The organism is Serratia sp. BIGb0163 (assembly GCF_024809935.1).
Lineage (GTDB): Bacteria > Pseudomonadota > Gammaproteobacteria > Enterobacterales > Enterobacteriaceae > Serratia > Serratia quinivorans.
In genome coordinates, this window is the sequence record NZ_JANUDZ010000002.1 from 37,253 (window position 1) to 55,109 (window position 17,857).

At 53.5% G+C, this 17,857-nt stretch carries 18 protein-coding genes and 1 tRNA gene; 10 read left to right on the top strand and 9 right to left on the bottom strand.

All coding sequences use genetic code 11. The annotated features are described in order from the left end of the window. Nucleotides 1-2: 2 nt before the first annotated feature. The gene (locus M2406_RS11010) at nt 3-452 is read right to left on the bottom strand and encodes a DNA polymerase III subunit chi (RefSeq protein WP_012005017.1); all 450 of its coding nucleotides are present in this window, start codon (nt 450-452) and stop codon (nt 3-5) included. Between the two features lie 84 nt (nt 453-536). After that, nucleotides 537-2,048, bottom strand: a complete 1,512-nt coding sequence (pepA, locus tag M2406_RS11015; RefSeq protein WP_012005018.1) for a leucyl aminopeptidase — start codon at nt 2,046-2,048, stop codon at nt 537-539. Between the two features lie 280 nt (nt 2,049-2,328). Between pepA and lptF the strand changes: the two genes are divergently transcribed. From lptF to M2406_RS11065, 10 genes are all read left to right on the top strand, one after another. After that, nucleotides 2,329-3,423, top strand: coding sequence for an LPS export ABC transporter permease LptF (gene lptF, locus M2406_RS11020; protein WP_012005019.1), 1,095 nt, complete (start codon nt 2,329-2,331; stop codon nt 3,421-3,423). Continuing rightward, nucleotides 3,423-4,493 carry an LPS export ABC transporter permease LptG gene (gene lptG / locus M2406_RS11025; RefSeq protein WP_012005020.1) on the top strand — a complete coding sequence of 357 codons (1,071 nt, stop codon included), beginning with the start codon at nt 3,423-3,425 and terminating at the stop codon, nt 4,491-4,493. Before lptF ends, lptG begins: the two co-directional genes overlap by 1 nt. Before the next feature lie 245 nt (nt 4,494-4,738). Continuing rightward, nucleotides 4,739-4,823 (top strand) — tRNA-Leu (locus M2406_RS11030). Nucleotides 4,824-4,988: 165 nt separating this feature from the next. After that, on the top strand, nt 4,989-6,248 hold the full coding sequence (locus tag M2406_RS11035) for a phage integrase central domain-containing protein (RefSeq protein WP_259189995.1): 1,260 nt from the start codon (nt 4,989-4,991) through the stop codon (nt 6,246-6,248). Between the two features lie 933 nt (nt 6,249-7,181). Beyond that, nucleotides 7,182-7,445, top strand: a complete 264-nt coding sequence (locus tag M2406_RS11040) for an AlpA family transcriptional regulator (RefSeq protein WP_259189997.1) — start codon at nt 7,182-7,184, stop codon at nt 7,443-7,445. Beyond that, on the top strand, nt 7,442-7,687 hold the full coding sequence (locus M2406_RS11045; protein ID WP_197810117.1) for a hypothetical protein: 246 nt from the start codon (nt 7,442-7,444) through the stop codon (nt 7,685-7,687). The genes M2406_RS11040 and M2406_RS11045 overlap by 4 nt, the downstream gene beginning before the upstream one ends. Nucleotides 7,688-7,692: 5 nt before the next feature. Further along, on the top strand, nt 7,693-8,238 hold the full coding sequence (locus tag M2406_RS11050; RefSeq protein WP_197810118.1) for a host cell division inhibitor Icd-like protein: 546 nt from the start codon (nt 7,693-7,695) through the stop codon (nt 8,236-8,238). After that, nucleotides 8,235-8,498 carry a hypothetical protein gene (locus M2406_RS11055; RefSeq protein WP_197810119.1) on the top strand — a complete coding sequence of 88 codons (264 nt, stop codon included), beginning with the start codon at nt 8,235-8,237 and terminating at the stop codon, nt 8,496-8,498. Before M2406_RS11050 ends, M2406_RS11055 begins: the two co-directional genes overlap by 4 nt. After that, nucleotides 8,495-8,830, top strand: coding sequence for a DUF5375 family protein (locus tag M2406_RS11060; RefSeq protein ID WP_151415990.1), 336 nt, complete (start codon nt 8,495-8,497; stop codon nt 8,828-8,830). The genes M2406_RS11055 and M2406_RS11060 overlap by 4 nt, the downstream gene beginning before the upstream one ends. A 14-nt stretch (nt 8,831-8,844) precedes the next feature. After that, nucleotides 8,845-11,178, top strand: a complete 2,334-nt coding sequence (locus M2406_RS11065; RefSeq protein WP_197810120.1) for a primase-helicase zinc-binding domain-containing protein — start codon at nt 8,845-8,847, stop codon at nt 11,176-11,178. Between the two features lie 437 nt (nt 11,179-11,615). On the opposite strand, the gene M2406_RS11070 is transcribed toward M2406_RS11065, so the two are convergent. From M2406_RS11070 to M2406_RS11100, 7 genes are all read right to left on the bottom strand, one after another. After that, nucleotides 11,616-12,731 (bottom strand): SAVED domain-containing protein, encoded by a 1,116-nt coding sequence (locus M2406_RS11070; RefSeq protein WP_197810121.1) that lies wholly within the window; start codon nt 12,729-12,731, stop codon nt 11,616-11,618. 1 nt (nt 12,732) lies between these two features. Further along, nucleotides 12,733-13,287 (bottom strand): 3'-5' exonuclease, encoded by a 555-nt coding sequence (locus tag M2406_RS11075; RefSeq protein WP_197810122.1) that lies wholly within the window; start codon nt 13,285-13,287, stop codon nt 12,733-12,735. Then, nucleotides 13,277-13,756, bottom strand: a complete 480-nt coding sequence (locus M2406_RS11080; protein WP_065426417.1) for a hypothetical protein — start codon at nt 13,754-13,756, stop codon at nt 13,277-13,279. Before M2406_RS11080 ends, M2406_RS11075 begins: the two co-directional genes overlap by 11 nt. 1 nt (nt 13,757) lies before the next feature. After that, nucleotides 13,758-15,029, bottom strand: a complete 1,272-nt coding sequence (locus M2406_RS11085; RefSeq protein WP_259190003.1) for a nucleotidyltransferase — start codon at nt 15,027-15,029, stop codon at nt 13,758-13,760. 129 nt (nt 15,030-15,158) lie between these two features. Continuing rightward, entirely contained in the window at nt 15,159-15,626 is a 468-nt protein-coding gene (locus M2406_RS11090; RefSeq protein ID WP_259190004.1) for a DUF3892 domain-containing protein, read from the bottom strand. 439 nt (nt 15,627-16,065) lie between these two features. Next, entirely contained in the window at nt 16,066-17,526 is a 1,461-nt protein-coding gene (locus M2406_RS11095) for an FKBP-type peptidyl-prolyl cis-trans isomerase N-terminal domain-containing protein (protein WP_259190006.1), read from the bottom strand. After that, nucleotides 17,463-17,855 carry a hypothetical protein gene (locus M2406_RS11100; protein ID WP_259190007.1) on the bottom strand — a complete coding sequence of 131 codons (393 nt, stop codon included), beginning with the start codon at nt 17,853-17,855 and terminating at the stop codon, nt 17,463-17,465. Before M2406_RS11100 ends, M2406_RS11095 begins: the two co-directional genes overlap by 64 nt. Nucleotides 17,856-17,857 lie beyond the last annotated feature (2 nt).

Genomic DNA, 17,857 nt, shown 5'->3' on the forward strand with positions numbered 1-17,857 from the left:
GTTCAGTGAGTTGGCGGCGTGGCCGTGGTCAAATGGAAGCCGACGCTGCGATAAGCTTTATATCGGTCGCGCGCCAACTGTTTTAAGGTGTCTTCGTATGGGACGAAGTCTACCACTTCATGGAAAGCAGTAGCAAAATCTGCAAACTGCGGCAGCAGGGCGATCAGCAGGTCACGCGGGGAGTTGCCGCGTTTGCCGGGCCAGCACAATTCGACCGGGGCGCCATAATGCGGGCCTTCACCGGCCAGGTTGTGCGGCACGAACTGGTGTGGATCGCGCTGCCATAGCGCTTCGTCCAACCGTTGGGCCTGTTCCTGGCTCTCGCAGGCGATCAACACCCGCTTGCCGGAACGCCAGCGTTCGGCGGCAACGGCGCAGGCCACGGCCTCATGCGCGCTGAGCGCACCAGCGGGTTCCGCGTGTTCGATTAGATAGAACGTTGCCTGTTTCATGGTCTGATTCACCGCTGCCTATAAAAAGTGTAGGGGCACAGCATGCTGTGCCCCTCGGGATTATACCTGAATTACCGCTCAGATTTAATCGTCGCCGTTCAGCCCCGCACGGTTAAGCAGGAACTGCGACAGCAAGGCAACCGGACGACCGGTGGCCCCTTTGGCCTTGCCGGAGCGCCAGGCGGTGCCGGCGATATCCAGGTGCGCCCAGCTGTACTTGCGGGTAAAGCGCGACAGGAAGCAGGCTGCGGTGATAGCCCCGCCCGGACGGCCACCAATGTTCGCCATATCGGCAAAGTTGGAGTCCAGCTGCTCGTAGTACTCGTCGGACATCGGCAAGCGCCACGCACGGTCGCCGGCCTGTTCGGACGCGCCGATCAGTTCATGCGCCAGCGGGTTGTGGTTCGACATCAGGCCGGTGATGTGGTGGCCCAGGGCGATCACGCAGGCACCGGTCAGGGTGGCAACGTCAATCACCAGCTCCGGATCGAAACGCTCAACGTAGGTCAGGGTGTCGCACAATACCAGACGGCCTTCGGCGTCGGTGTTCAACACCTCGACGGTCTGGCCGGACATGGTGGTCAGCACGTCGCCCGGACGATAAGCGCTGCCGCCCGGCATGTTTTCACAGCCAGCCAGCACGCCGATCACGTTCAGCGGCAGGTTCAGTTCCGCCACCACGCGCATCACGCCGTACACGGTGGCAGCGCCACACATGTCGTACTTCATCTCGTCCATGCCTTCGGCAGGTTTGATCGAGATGCCGCCGGCATCGAAGGTCAGGCCTTTACCGACGAGCACAATTGGCTTAGCGTCCGGGTTAGGATTGCCCTTATATTCCATCACCGACATCAATGATTCGTTACGCGAACCGGCGCCAACCGCCAGATAGGCGTTCATCCCCAACTCTTTCATCTGCTGTTCGCCGATGACGCGGGTGGTGATGTTGGTGCTGAAGGCGTCCGCCAGTTGGCGAGCCTGTGAGGCCAGGTAACCGGCGTTACAGATGTTCGGCGGCATATTGCCGAGATCTTTCGCCGCCTTGATGCCGGAAGACACCGCCAGACCGTGCTGGATCGCACGTTCACCGCTGGTGAGCTCACGACGGGTCGGCACGTTGAACACCATCTTGCGCAGCGGACGACGTGGTTCCACTTTGTTGCTTTTCAGCTGATCGAAGGTGTAGAGCGTCTCTTTTGCGGTTTCCACTGCCTGACGCACCTTCCAGTAAGTGTTGCGGCCTTTCACGTGCAGCTCGGTCAGGAAGCAGACCGCTTCCATGGAGCCGGTATCGTTAAGGGTATTGATGGTTTTTTGAATCACCTGTTTGTACTGGCGTTCATCGAGCTCGCGCTCTTTGCCACAGCCAATTAACAGGATGCGTTCGGAGAGAATGTTAGGTACATGGTGCAGCAGTAACGTCTGCCCGACTTTACCTTCCAGTTCGCCACGGCGCAGCAAAGCGCTGATATAACCATCACTGATTTTGTCGAGTTGTTCTGCGATAGGGGACAAGCGGCGCGGTTCGAAAACGCCGACTACAATACAGGCACTGCGCTGTTTTTCCGGGCTACCGCTTTTTACACTGAACTCCATGCACTCTCCTGAATCTTAAAGACAAAGGCAGGCGCTACGGCTAGAATGGCGCACTCCGTAACGATCTCCCGCCATTGAGTTAACGAGTTATGTTAACCTGAACGGCGTAAATTGCTCTGTTTTGGCGACTATAGGCAAGTTCCTATAGGACACCCAAATGCTAGATGTTGTAATACTATTTTAGCTGTGTCGGTTGCCATATGATGAGAATAAATGGCGGATTAGCGATGAAACTATCGATTTTCCTGCAAAAAGACAAGTTTTCACAGGCGTAATAAGCGTGATCATCATAAGATATCTGGTACGGGAAACGCTAAAGAGCCAAATCGCGATCCTGTTCATCCTGCTTCTGATCTTCTTTTGTCAGAATTTAGTCAGGGTGTTAGGCGATGCGGTGGACGGCGATGTCCCGACAAATTTAGTTCTTTCTTTGCTCGCATTGGGTGTGCCGAAGATGGCGCAGCTAATCCTGCCATTAAGCCTGTTTCTCGGCTTGTTGATGACGCTTGGGCGGCTGTATACCGACAGCGAAATCACCGTGATGCACGCCTGCGGATTGGGTAAACGAACCCTGATCATTGCGGCCATGGTATTGGCACTTTTCACCTCCGTTATTGCGGCGGCCAACGTGTTCTGGGTCGGGCCCTGGGCTTCGCGCTATCAGGACGTGGTGGTTTCCGAAGCCAAAGCCAACCCAAGCATTGCCGGGCTGGCAGAAGGGCAGTTCAAGACCTCGCAAGACGGCAACGCAGTACTGTTTATCGGTAACGTTAAGGGCAGCACCTTTAACAACGTGTTCCTGGCGCAACTGCGGCCGAACGGCAACCAGCGCCCTTCCGTGGTGGTGGCTGAACATGGCCAGATTAACCAGATGAAAGACGGTTCGCAGGTGGTGACGCTGGACAAGGGCACTCGCTTTGAGGGCACCGCGCTGCTGCGTGACTTCCGCATTACCGATTTCAACGACTATAAAGCGGTGGTAGGCCACCGTGCGGTCACCGTGGACGGCAACCAGGCCGAGCAGATGTCGATGAAGACGCTGCTGGCGTCTGACGATCCGGACGCGCGCGCCGAGTTCCACTGGCGCCTGACGTTGGTGCTTTCCGTGGTCATTATGGCGTTGCTGGTGGTGCCGCTCAGCGTGGTGAACCCGCGTCAGGGCCGCGTGCTGAGCATGCTGCCGGCCATCCTGCTGTATTTGATATTCTTCCTGCTGCAGACCTCGCTGCGTTCTAACGGCGGCAAGGGCAAGCTGGATCCGATGGTATGGCTGTGGGTAGTCAACGCGGCGTACTTTGCTATCGCGCTGGCGCTGAACCTGTGGGATACGGTGCCGATGCGTAAGCTGCGTGCACGCCTGAGAGGAGCGGCCTGATGTTTGGCGTTTTAGACCGATATATCGGTAAGACGATTTTCAACACCATCATCATGACGTTGTTCATGCTGGTGTCGCTTTCCGGCATCATCAAGTTCGTCGACCAGTTGCGTAAAGTGGGCCAGGGTGAGTACACGGCGCTCAGCGCCGGGATGTTTACCCTGCTGAGCGTGCCGAAGGACATCGAGATCTTCTTCCCGATGGCGGCCCTGCTGGGCGCACTGCTCGGGCTGGGGCAACTGGCGACGCGCAGTGAACTGGTGGTGATGCAGGCTTCCGGCTTTACCCGCATGCAGATCGCCGGATCGGTGATGAAAACCGCCATCCCGCTGGTGCTGTTGACCATGGCGATTGGCGAGTGGGTGGCACCACAGGGCGACCAAATGGCGCGTAACTACCGCGCGCAGCAGATGTACGGCGGCTCGCTGCTTTCCACCAAGAACGGCCTGTGGGCGAAAGACGGCACCGACTTTATCTACATCGAACGCGTTGCGGGCGAGAAAGAGCTTTCCGGCGTGAACATCTACCACTTCAACGACCAGCGCAGGCTGGAGACGGTGCGTTATGCCGCCAGCGCCAGCTTTGAAGACGGTGTATGGAAGCTTTCGCAGGTGGATACCTCTGACCTGACCAACGAAAAACAGGTCACCGGCACCCAAACCCTGACAGGTGAATGGAAAACCAACCTGACCCCGGACAAACTGGGCGTGGTGGCGCTGGATCCAACCTCACTCTCCATCAGCGGCCTGCACAACTACGTGAAGTACCTGAAGCAGAGCGGCCAGGAAGCCAACCGCTACCAGTTGAACATGTGGAGCAAGGTGTTCTCGCCGCTTTCCGTTGCGGTGATGATGCTGATGGCGCTGTCGTTCATCTTCGGCCCACTGCGCAGCGTGCCGATGGGCGTGCGCGTGGTGACCGGTATCAGCTTCGGGTTCCTGTTCTATGTGCTGGACCAGATATTCGGCCCGCTGAGCCTGGTGTACAACATGCCGCCGGTGCTGGGCGCGTTGCTGCCAAGCATGCTGTTCTTGTTAATCAGCGTTTATATGCTGCTGAAACGCAAGTAGCGGCACTGCAGGCAGTTTAAGAGGGCGTAGCCATTAGGTTACGCCTTTTTTGTTTCTGGTGGCCTGGTGAGGCGGCTCTTGCCGAAATGAATACCTAGGGGCGCCGCATGCTGCGCCCATAAAACCAGACAAATGTGACCCCGGCGACGATTTTTTCAGCACTTAACTCATTGAACAACGGATAAGTGTTGCACGCGGATCGCTGAAAGGTATAATGCCCACGTTTTCCGCATACTACTTGCAGTGCCGAAGTGGCGAAATCGGTAGACGCAGTTGATTCAAAATCAACCGTAGAGATACGTGCCGGTTCGAGTCCGGCCTTCGGCACCATTAGTATGTTCGAGAACGTCCGTAACAGTCCACAAGTTACTAAAATTAAAGCCGAAAGGCTTTTTTTTTTGATCTGAATCCGTCCGAGCACATCCGTTGCAATCCAGACCCCTCAGGGGGCATAATTGGGGGCATCCCCACTTCGATTAGAAATGTGCCCCCAAAATGAAGCTCAATGCCCGCCAGGTCGAGACCGCCAAGCCTAAAGAGAAAACTTACAAAATGGCTGATGGGGGCGGTTTGTACCTTGAAGTCACGGCAAAGGGATCCAAGTACTGGCGTATGAAGTACCGCCGACCTGCCGACAAAAAAGAAGACCGCTTAGCTTTTGGCGTGTGGCCGTCAATAACCCTTGCCGAAGCCCGTAGTAAACGAGATGAAGCCAAAAAGTTACTGGTGCAGGGGATAGACCCGAAAGCTGAACACAAGGAAACCCAGGCCGAAGCGGCGGGGGCATATACTTTTGAAACCATAGCCAGAGAATGGCATGCCAGCAATAAGCGTTGGAGTGAGGATCACCGTTCACGTGTGCTTCGCTATCTGGAGCTGTATATTTTTCCGCGTATTGGCGCGGCTGATATTCGCGGCCTAAAAACCAGCCACCTCTTAACACCGATTAAAGCCGTTGATGCCACCGGTAAGCACGATGTTGCGCAGCGTCTCCAGCAGCGTGTTACGGCCATCATGCGCTATGCCGTCCAGAACGATTATATCGATTCGAATCCTGCCAGTGACATGGCTGGGGCATTGGCAACGACCAAAGCCCGACACTATCCTGCGTTGCCCCCACATCGTTTTCCTGAGTTTCTTTCTCGCCTTGCGGCTTATCGTGGTCGTCTGATGACCCGTATTGCTGTAGAGCTTTCCTTACTTACCTTTGTGCGTTCTAGCGAGCTACGCTTTGCTCGTTGGGATGAGTTCGATTTTGATAGAGCTTGCTGGCGTATACCGGCGCAACGAGAAGAAATCAAAGGCGTACGCTATTCGCACCGTGGTATGAAGATGAAAGAAGAACATCTTGTTCCACTCAGTTGCCAGGCGTTGATCTTGCTGGAGAGATTGAAAGAGCTAAGTGGCAATAATGAACGACTTTTCCCTGGCGACCATGATCCCAAAAAAGTTATGAGCGAAAACACAGTGAATAACGCGCTGCGTGCAATGGGGTATGACACCAAAACGGAGGTGTGTGGGCATGGTTTCAGGACGATGGCTCGTGGCGCATTGGGGGAGTCTGGGTTGTGGAGTGACGACGCAATAGAGCGCCAATTAAGCCACTCTGAGCGCAATAATGTGCGTGCGGCGTATATCCATACCTCCGAGCATTTGGATGAACGTCGTCTGATGGTGCAATGGTGGGCTGATTATCTAGACGCGAATAAAGAAGCAAGCATTGGGCCTTATGATTTTGCCCGTGAAAAGAGATGAGCAATTCACAATAGCGCTTCGTCTTTAAGGGAGTGTCACCTCAAGGCACTCCGTCTAATAACTCAAGAAATAGCACCGTAGTAAAATAAGCCCTCCACGATGGTTTTTCTTTGTAATATCCCCTGGCGCGCAATGCTACCCCCGCCTCGCCTGCCCGCTTTATGTGTCGCTTTTCATGCAGGTGCATTAAGGGATGCAAACCGCGCCAGTACTGGTGCGGGAGGGTCTACGACATGCATTTTATTACATGCAAAATCATGCACCCTATGCATGCACGCGTAATTTGGCACAGGCTAGCCAGGAAAAAGGCAGTTTTCGGGTGAGGATTGAGGGTACGACAACATCAGTTTGACAGTGCGCCTGGTCATCACATCATGTTGATGGTCGGGAATTATCTCTGGTTTAGCCTGCGTCCTATGTGAGACCAATCGACTCGACTACCGTGCAGCATCGCAGTTTTCCCGGTAGAGCTTTGTATTGGATATCCCTTCAAAACGCTGGTTGAAAGGCCACCATTGAAATTTTAGTTCTTATATAAACTCTTCACTACTGTTCACTTAAGTAAAAAATATAATTAAATCAATAAATAAAACCGTGACTAGTGAGTTTTAAACTCATCACTCAGTGTTCACCACTGTGCACTCAACCAAAAATAACCTCTTCTCTGGCTAGCCGCAGTTAGACTTATTTTTGATGTTCCTACCTATTTATAACCCCTCATTGATTGCTAAAAATTATGGGGTAATAACGAGGAATGACGAAGAGTGATGGGTTAATGTGATTCGGTGTGATTTGTTGTTTTTATATACGATTTTCTAATCCACTACACAACAACCCCTTGTTGCCAACCCCCAAAATATTCACATAATAGGGCGCTACCAGAGTTCACACAGTCCCGGCCAGAGCTGATCGGACACAAAGAGGTAGCAATACATGCTTTCAGTTTCCCGTCCCGTTAACACCACACCTTCCTCTGCTGTGCACAGTGATTACACCCCACGCGAACGCTTTATTCGTCTGCCGGAAGTGCTTTACACCACCGGTCTTTCACGCTCTACCGTTTACGAGATGATGACCCGCAAGCAGTTTCCAGCCCAACTCTCGCTGGGTGGCAAAAATGTCGCCTGGCTGGCCTCCGAAGTGGAGCAGTGGATGGATGAGCGCATTGCCAATCGTCATCAGGGGGCCACAGCATGATGCAGTTAACCCTGGGCCGACAGAGCTTTACCCTGAACGATAACGACGCGCTGTTTGTGGCCGAAGCTATCCTGCTGCAGCGCCAGCACCCGGATATCGTCTTACCGGAACACCGCAGCACTAAACACGGTGTCATCCGTCTGACCAGCCGCCAGGGCGCACCTCACCTGTTTTGCGCCGGGCCGGTGCCTCTGAGTGACGCAGCCGCTGACCCCCATCACTACCTACAAACCGGTCATTGATCACTATGCGATCGATTGAACGTCCGGGGGCGTCTTACGGCTTGCCCCTGTGTCCAGCCCTGCGCTATAGTCCCCCCGCTGTCGCACAATCGGCAGCCGGGCGTAGGAACCCGTGTTTAACTATGGCGACACCACACGCGCCAAGCGTGTTTTTTTTCGTCGCAGCCTTTGCGCGCTCATTTTTTGCACAGTGGTTTCTATGCTACTGTGGCTATCAAACAATGGTGGCTCAGGCGGGGCAGCCTTCGGGCTGGCCGGTTTCCATAGTTGCCGGTATTCCTACCCCCGTCTGGGCTACCACCATTGAGTGTAGGAACTCCGGTGGTAGCTGTTACCAGCTAACTATGGAGACTGCCATCATGGCTACGACCCTTACCCAGACTCACCCCAAATTCTGTTTCCTGTTTGCGGCCATTCGCCGTACTGCCCTGACGGCAACCCCATGCATGCTGCGCACCGTGGCGGACTCAGAGCACAACGCCCGACGTTTGCTGGCGCGTGACTACATTCTGGCGTTTGCCGGTCGCCTGCCCGTACAGGGGGTGGCATGAATACGCTGGCCGCCCGTTTCCACAGTGAAACCCATTATGCCATCCCGCATGCGGACTTCCTGCGTCTTCAGCACGCGCATTCTACCGGCGTGCTGTTCCTCGACATGCTGGACAGCCTTGACCTGAGCGGACAACGCCCCGACACCTTTCAACAGGCAGCTTTCGCCTCCGTCATCGCCGTGCTGACTGACCAGCTCGGCCACGTCGTCAACACCTGTGAACCCCAACTTCTTGCCAGCATGGAGGCACCCGCCGCATGAGTACCCAATCCTGTTTACCGATTGAAGTCCGTACCGCCGTTTTCCGTCGCGCCGTGGCACAGGCCTATAGCGACACCTGTGCCTTTTACCGGGTGAGCCTCGGCTACACGCTGGACGAGTTGCAGATGCTGATTGCCAATCGCCTGGAAGGGTACTTTGTGCAACAGCACGGCGCAGAAGCGGGCATGGACATGGCGTGCACGATGCTCAGCGATATGGTGCAGCCGGATGTGTTGGTGGCACCGCCGCGTCTGACCACACTGGGGCAAAAGCTGATGGACGAGCTGTGCTGCGACCACCTGGCAACTGCCAGTCACGCCACCGTGCATTAAGGGAGAACAAGACGATGAACGTCCATTTCGTTTCACAGACCGTACGCACCGCCACCGGCCACTGGCCGGTGATACTCCCGGCCCTTGGCATTGCCCTGCAACCGAACGGCAAACCCCAGCCGTGCCCGGCCTGCGGCGGCAAAGACCGCTTTCGTTTTGATAACCAACAGGGGCGTGGTTCCTGGTTCTGTAACCAGTGCGGCAGTGGCGATGGTCTGAATCTGGTTGAGAAAGCCCTCGCCGTGACCGCCAAAGAGGCCGCTGTGAAGGTGGCCGGGGTATTGGGTGAGCAAACTGAATCCGCATGGCCGGAGTACAACTTGCAACAGGAACAGCAGGACAAAGCGCAGGTGCGAAATAATGCAGCGCAGCAGGCCAGACAACTCCTTGCCAGCGCCCGACAACAAGCCGGGAATGCCTATCTGACCGCCAAAGGCTGGCCGGATACTGACACCCTGACATTACAAGGGCCGCAACTGCGCGTGGGCGGCATCACTTACCAGCCCGGCGACCTGCTGTTACCCCTGACCGACAGCACTGGTGAGGTGGTCAACGTCCAGTTGATTAACACCGCAGGCGACAAGCGTACGCTGGCGGGAGGGCAGGTAAAAAACACCTGCCATTTCCTGTCTGGTCAGAATACTGACGTTATCTGGCTGACTGAAGGCTACGCCACCGGCCTGACCGTGCATCAATTGACAGGGGAAAGTGTCTGCGTGGCTCTCAGTGCCAATAACCTGCCCGCAATGGCACGGCAGCTGCGCACTCGCTACCCTGATGCGGCGTTGCTGTTGGCGGCGGATAATGACGAAAACGGCACCGGCCAGAACCGCGCGGCCGAGGCAGCCCAATTGAGCGGTGGTAAACCGGCATTACCGTCAGAAACCGGTGACTGGAACGACGTTTACCAACAACAGGGCAAACTGGCCGCGCTCGGACAATTGATGGCCTTCAGCCAGCCCAAGCAACCCAGCCCGTTTGATACGCTCAGCGATGCTGACCTGAAAGCCATGAGCGCCAGTGAAAAGGCCGAACTGTTGGCTGAACATTATGGCAACACCCTGGCGGTGCCGTTGGTCGGTGAGGAACTGTGCCGCTACACGCAGGGTGCCTGGCAGGTGTTACCCCATCGGCAGCTCAGCCGGGAGATTGCCGCGCTCTTTCAGAAGGTCCGTGCGCCGTTCTCGGCGGCGGGTATCAACAGCATTCTGGATACGCTCAAGCTGATGGTGCCGCAGATGGGCGAACCGGTGCGACGCCTGATAGGCTTTCGCAATGGGGTGTTTGATACCGCCAGCGGACAATTCAGCGCACACCGTAAAGAACACTGGCTGCGCACCGTCAACAGCGTGGACTACACCCCGCCGCGCACTGGGGAAAACCTGGCCGACCATGCGCCGCATTTCTGGCAGTGGCTGACGCGGGCGGCCGGGAAGAGTCACGATAAACAGGAACGCATTCTGGCGGCACTGTTTATGGTGCTGGCGAACCGGTATGACTGGCAATTGTTCCTGGAAGTCACCGGCCCTGGCGGCAGCGGAAAAAGCGTGATGGCCTCCATTGCCCGCTTGCTGGCTGGTGCCGATAACACCACCTCTGCGACCATCGACAACCTGGAATCGGCACGGGAACGCGCCTCTGTGGTGGGGTTCTCACTGATTATTCTGCCCGACCAGGAGAAATGGAGCGGTGACGGTGCAGGTATCAAGGCCATCACCGGGGGCGATGCGGTGGCTATCGACCCGAAATACCGCGATGCCTACTCAACCTATATCCCGGCCGTGATTTTGGCGGTGAATAACAACCCGATGCGCTTCAGTGACCGTAGCGGTGGTGTCTCGCGTCGCCGGGTGATTATCACGTTTCCCGAAGCGATACCGGCGAAGGAACGTGACCCACAGCTGTTGGAGAAAATCAGTGGGGAGTTGGCGGTGATTGTTCGACACCTGATGCAACACTTTGCCAACCCGAACCATGCCCGTGAGTTGCTGCAGGCGCAGCAGAGTTCGGAGGAGGCGTTAACTATAAAGCGCCAATCCGACCCGTTAATGGATTTCTGCGGCTACCTGACAACCCTGAGCACACCGGTGGGCATGTTGATGGGGAACGGGAATATCAGACCGGCCAATCCGCGCCGTTACCTCTATCACGCCTACCTGTCGTTTATGGAGGCACGCGGGCATCAAAATACCATGAACCTGACCTCCTTCGGGTTAGCCGTACCACAAACGCTCAGGGAGCATGAGTTGACATTGCTTAAACGCAGAACCAATCAGGGTATGCAAACCAACCTGACGTTGAGTGAAGAGTGCGAGGCGGACTGGTTACCCAAGTGTGATAGCGCATGATGTGGCATTGACGATCGGTGTGGCCGATCAATCGGCGGTTATTGATCTGCCGAACCCATTGGACGTCCGTTGCTGAGGTGCCTATAGTGGAAGTGGACAATATACATACCGCAACACCAGGGCATTAGACAGGCCATACCGTGGCTGACATTATAAAAGCAGTCCCCCAAACCGGCCCAGGCCGGTTTTTTTGTCTTTTTAATTCACACACGGCAAACGACATGAACAGTAAAGCGAGTGAGGGGTATTTAATTTTTAATTAAATTAATACTTAACCGTTTTTCAGAAAAAATGGCATGCCTGCTGCGGTACGATAACCACCAGGTTGATTGAATTGTTCTGAGTTGATTAGGCGTCAGCACGGGAGAAAAACAAGGGGCTGTAAACCCCTTATCGTTGAATCAGTGTGAGCGTGCATACCCAATACTGAATCTGGGTTAACTTGTACCAGCAGGTTTGGATGTCATTAATACCGAACCTTCGCGCTTCCCATGCCCTGGAATTTCAACTGCCCAAGGGTAAGTGATAGCGTGATCTTTTTCGTATTGGTACACAAGAGCTTGTGCCAGATTGCGATTGTCATAACGGCGGCCGAAATTAAGCGCTATGCTGCTGGGAGCGGCTAAGACGATATGAATGCGTTTTGCGCCTTTCGCGGTCAGTATTTTTGCGTATTCAGTGAATTGCAATGTGAGTCTGCTCTGTTTGGATAGTGACCAGTGGTTGCCAAACTTCATACAGTCCAGCGTCAGATGCGACATCGGATAATTGGGAAAGGTGCGACGGATGCCCGCAATATCGGCCAGGTAAGAAACTGACACGGCCAACACCACGTCCTCTGCTGGCGATGGGTGATCCTGAAGTTCTTCTGTGATCGTAAAGCTGGCATGGTCATCGTCGGCATTATTATCGATAAGGTGCCAATCTTCCTGAGCCCTGTCCCAATCAAATACGGATACCGGGCCATTGTCGTCGAGGATCGTCCCAATATAGAAAGTGAACGGTACGGGCAACAGGCCCCCGTACACCAGCGTCAGGTCCTGGTGATCGATACCGTCGATGCGGGTCGCAATATTACTGACAATGGTTTTGATATTATTGTTAAAGGTATCCAGCGGATAGATAACTTCACCGTCCCTAATCCGTTGAGTAATGTCGATATCCAGCCTATCTATTTTTTTGCCAGTGAAGTGCTTCGCTGCCGTCTTATGCAAGGGGTTTGTTATTACCTTGCGCAGACCTCGCCCTTCGATCACCACTACCTTTTTGCGCACCGTGATTTTAGCTTCTTGGTAGGCGTCGATGATCAACCAGATAAATCCGCCCAAGATGATGAAGATAGCCGCGATATTGACGAGGTAATCCGTGATAATGTTGCCTTCAGACAACGACAGGGCGAATTGGAGATCTCCTTTCTGAAGGGTTAAAGACTGCCCCAGATATTTGTTTGCACTCAGCATCCCCGCGCCAAGCAGCATAATAAGGTACTGGATCTTGCGTTGCCGTGTTTTCCAATCAACCAGCTTGATCAGAATGTATTTCAACGTTTCCATGTTAGCTTTCTCCTTGAGATTTCTCTCTGATTTTTATAAACATTTCTGCCTGATAAAGAGCATCATCTAGTGCGTTGTGGCTGCCGGGATTTTTTATGTTGAACCGGGTATCGATGCGGCTGGATTTGGTTTCTTGCCAATGACATCCGGTCACTCCCATGTACAGTGACTTGATATCGACGGCGGCAAAACCAAAAGGGTTGTGCCCGAGGTAAACATGAAAGTAATAATTAATAAACGACCAATCGAAAGCTGCATTGAAACCGACAAAAATCGGCTTTACCCGTGCGTTGGTGACGGATGATACCCAATGGGCAAATTGCTTCATGGCTTCCTCGGGGGCAATGCCACGGATTATCTGGGTATGCAGATTAAAGCCGGTGACGGCTAGAGCCTCGGGATCGTGGTGCATATTCAACGGCTGCAATTCGATGTAAAAGCGCTCTGTATGGTGTCCGATTACACAGGCGCCGATGGATAACAGGCTGCATACTCCTGGGATTGGCCCGGAAGTCTCAACGTCAACCGAGATGAAGCATTCCTGTTTAGCGTTCATTCTTAACCTCACTGGCCGCCGGATGTTTGCCGCCCCCTTCCCAGTGGCCGGTGTGCAACCACTGCTCAAAATAAAACAGCCACAGAGAAGCCCAGGGAATGACTGTATCGCTGATTTTCAGCTGGCTGCGCCATTCACTGCGTTTGTCGTCGCTCTGCGAACTGGGCAGAAACAGGCACAGTTTGGCTCCGGGGATATGCTTATCTTTTCGATAGAGGTGCGGGATGGTTTTAGCGCCGGCCAATGAATAGAGATCCGGTTCTGTCACTATGCAAATGGGCGCTGTACCAAGGTTGTAACGCACCGTGACTTTATAGCGCCGGCTGAATAATGAAGGTTGCAGCCACCCTTCCCAAAGCAGCGTACGATCTTTGCCGGTAATAATAAGCCGTTCATACGGGCCGCTTGTTTTCAGCGCTTGGTATTGCTGGGCTATGGTCAGCGGTTGCAGGTGATATTTGATAACCATCTCAGGCACCATAGAAGGTGTTTTTGGATACGGGCTGGCTTACCGACTCCGTGCCGTAGAACGTGTTTTTAGGCATACCGGCGTTGGCTGTGGCGCTGGCACCGGCGACCAGCAAGCCGCCGGTTTTCTTGTCTACATGCAACGTCCCCTGTTCCCGCGACTGTTTCACTTCGTTCAACAGGCGGCTCCGGACGGCCTCAACTGGCGTTTTACCGAAGTCTTTCTGCAGGTTTAAGAACAGGTTATCTTCGCCGATGCTCTCGGCCAGTGTATTGAACGTAGCCAGCGCAGCCACGTGCCATTGCTGGAAGGCATCACGGCGTTTTTGGCCTTCCCCGTTTTCCCGCCGGTTCCACTTCTCGGCAAAGTTCTCCTCCGGCATATGGGGGTTGCTGACATGAACTGCCCCCTGGCTGCCATCAATGAAATCGGGCATGAGCTCAAGCACATCAAGCAGAACGTCCAGATCGTTGTCGTAGGCGCGTCGTTCGGCAATGATTTGGTTGTAGGCATGGCAGGCCAGCGTAGTGAGGATCACGGAAATCGGCTTGCAACGTTGGGTATCTTCATCCAATTCAAACGCCCACTCATCACGGTGACGCTTGAGTATCTGCACAATGCGGTTCAGCAGCTGCTTATCCGTATGGTCAGGCAGGGGAAGCAATGCCTCGGTGCCGACCCGGCTGGCTGTGTCCGTGAGAAGGGCAATGCGGAGCGGTTGTTTGCTGGCACTTTCATCGAACCACTCGGCGTAGCCCCGGGGATTAGATTCTTTCCAGTCGGTTTTGTCATCAACAACCCACAGGGGCTGGCCCAGGCGCTCGTTATAGTGGTGATAATCTCGACCGGGAGTGATGTCCAGATGATAATCGCCGGCATAGTTGATACGGAATCCTCGGGGTAAATCGCTTAACAGTTCTTTGTAAGTATTATGCGATTCCAACCGCTGACGAATGGCGGTAATAACACCGGTATAATCCGTTTCGGTGGCATGAGGCAGATAACAGATCAGATCAATGTCGTACTCTTCTTCGTTCTTGGGTTTGACGGTGGTATTAAGTCGCACACTGCCCTGCGGGTAGATAACCGCCTCTTTCAACAACGGGTCATCCCCATCGGAAAGATAATGACCCACGCCGTTATAGGCGCTTTCAATATTGGCGTATTGGGTTTTAGTGAGATCCAACGTTTCAATAATTTGCGACAGTAAGTCGGCAATGCGTTGTTTTTTTTGCGTCGGCAAATTCCTTGCGACGGTAATGGGTGTCGTCATGGTACTTTCCTCATTCAATGGCAGCATCCGCGCAATAATGAATAGCGCGAGGCTAAAAACGGCAGGGAACAGGTGCTATCGGGGGGAATAGCCGCTCTCACCGTGGTGGAATCGCGAGAGCATAGGGGATTACGGGCACTCAGGCAGGCTGAGCAAGTTATTTGGCGCTTCGCCATCATTCTGCGTTTTCAGGTATTTATTGCCCGCCGCGCTGGTCGACACGATGATCCACACGGATTTGCCATTGGCGCTGACCCAAAATCGCCATTTTCCGGATTCAATCCCGGCAATGGCATCGGCCTCAGTTAAAGACCAGCGGGTGCCGTCGGCATTCACGCCGCCGATAGCCTGAATACGTTCGTGAGTACTTTGACGGTTAGACTTTCGGATGCAGGTTACTTGATGATCTGACATAAAGACTCCTTTCATTGTGGAAGTAACACATTGTGCTGCCGCTTTCGTAAACAACAAAATAGGGTACTTCAGGCCTATTTCCCCTGAGTGCCGGATATTGGCACAGGTATGATAGAGATCAACGAGAATTTCATGATGAAATACGCTAATACCCGAAAGGTAAAAGTAGCCGTTGTTTTTCATGGTAAGTGCTTCCCTTTGATTAAATAACGGCCCTCCTTCTAAAGTCAACACTAAAACAGTGGTTTATATTTGTTTTTTGTTTTTAATTTTTTATTAAAAATTCTTGTTTCTGCTGGTTAAGTCTGAATTTTATATAATAATTAGTTATAATTTTTTGATTAAATAATTTAGTGGTTTTTTAGGGGGGTAATCGCGAGCCAGCTGTGGCCTATGGTCTATATTCCAATAATCATCTCCATGGTGATTCTTTAGTGAAATTAGCAGTTATGGATTTAATTTAATTACTAATCTGTCGATTAATTTACTTCTTACGTCTGATATTTAAAATTAATTAATGTCGATGTTTTTAATAAAGGGTCGCTGTGTTTAAGAACTTATAAGAATTATGGAAAAACGGCGACCCGTTGAGCTACGAGTATTTAAAATACTGCGGCGATCGCTATGAGCCTTCGTGTTTTTTAGCCTGGGCTTCCGGGTACATCTCTGCAATCCGCAATGTGTATACCATGGTGGCGTTCGGCGGCACCTTCGGTGGGTAACCTTTCTCGCCGTAAGCCAATTCTGGCGGCACTACCAGGGTCATCGAGCCGTGGTTTTTCAACAGCGAGATGGCTTCTTTAAATAACGGTGGGAAATCCGCCACTGGCTGTGACAAGGTTGCTCCGTTGGTTTCCATATCCTGAATCACCGTGCCGTCGGTCAGCGTTTCCTTGACTACCACATCGACGGATGCTGTGTTGGGGATCTGCACGTCGCCTGCATAATCGATACGGTACCAAAACCCATAGGGTGCCTGGCGAACGCGTTTATCTTTTTTGAATTCGTTAGTATAGGCCAGCCCTTTTTGCCGTTGAGCTACGCTGATTTTTTCTCTTGCGTCAGCTACCTTTTTTTCGGCAGCGGCCAGCACCTTATTGAGTTCATCATCGGCCAACATCCGCTTGCCTGCGAATGTATCCGCAATACCGGCGAGGATCATTTGCTTATCCGAAGTCACCCCCCATCGGTGCCGCTCTTCCTGCATTTGCAGGATTTCCTCGCCCAAAGAGACGCCTGCGGCATAATTTTCTCGCGGCTGAGTGGCTTTTAGCGCGTCACCCGTGATCAGCCGTGGGTTTCTGGCTTGCAGAGACGCAAAGTCGGCCCGCGCGTTGGCCAGCTCTTTTATTGTATTGTCCAACTCGGTTTGCATCAGCTGGCGCTGAGCGCTCATTTCTTCCTGCTTTTCCCGCAACACCACAGCCTGGCTTTTCGCCTCCGTCAGCAGATTCTTTTGGCTGTTGGTCGCCGCAGACAAGGTTTGGTTATCCGCTTTTACTCTGGACAACTGTTGCTGCAACGCCGCCCGGTCCCGGTCCCACTGCTCTTGTATCTGTGCAATGCTGGCTTTTGCCTGGCGTTCCGTCGGGGTAATCGCCAGAGCCTGGCGCAACCCCTGGGCTAATTTGCCCAAAGCGGCAAAGTCCAGTGTTGGTGCCGTTATCGCCGTTGTCGCGGGGCGTTGTTGCAAATGGGCGATTTGCGCTTTCAGTTGAGTGATTTCCGTATTTTGGCGTTGGATCTCCTTATCTTTGATCTGCCAGTATTCGCTTCGCGGCCGTGTTGGCTTATCAGGGCTGGTTTTTGTGTCACTGCTTGCGGCTTGGTCGCCAGAGTGCGTGCTACGGGGACGAGAAGAGTGCTGTTTAGGTTTATTGGTCTGCTCGTTATATTGCTCGGCAAACTGTAATAAAGCCGGGATGTCGGCTTTATTATGCGATGCCGCTGATGAAGCCGCAGGTAGCAGCAGGCTGCCCAACAAGGCGGCTATAGCTCTGAAGGCTTGTCCTCCGGAGATCATTTCACCGCTCCGCCGCGTTTTGCCAGCTCGGCAAGCAGCGCCTGATTGATCTCGGCGCATTGGTAGCTCACCTGGTAACGGTAGAGCGCATCGACGGTATCTTGTGTGTGCTCATTAACCTGAGCGCGAATACCTGCATATTGGGAAGCACCGGACATCAGATCGTCGAATACTTTCTTTTTAGCGAGGTAGCTATCCGTTTTTAACGTGCCGAGTGCGTTTAAATTCCGTTGGCATTGTTTTAAATCCTGGGTTTCACGTTTCACCTTTTCGTCTTGCAGTGTTACCACCGAAGTTTGTTTGGACAGAGGCTTTTTGGCCGACTGGCACCCGCTCAGTAATAGCATGCTCATCATCGCGGCGGTGACAGCGAGGGATTTATGACTCATAT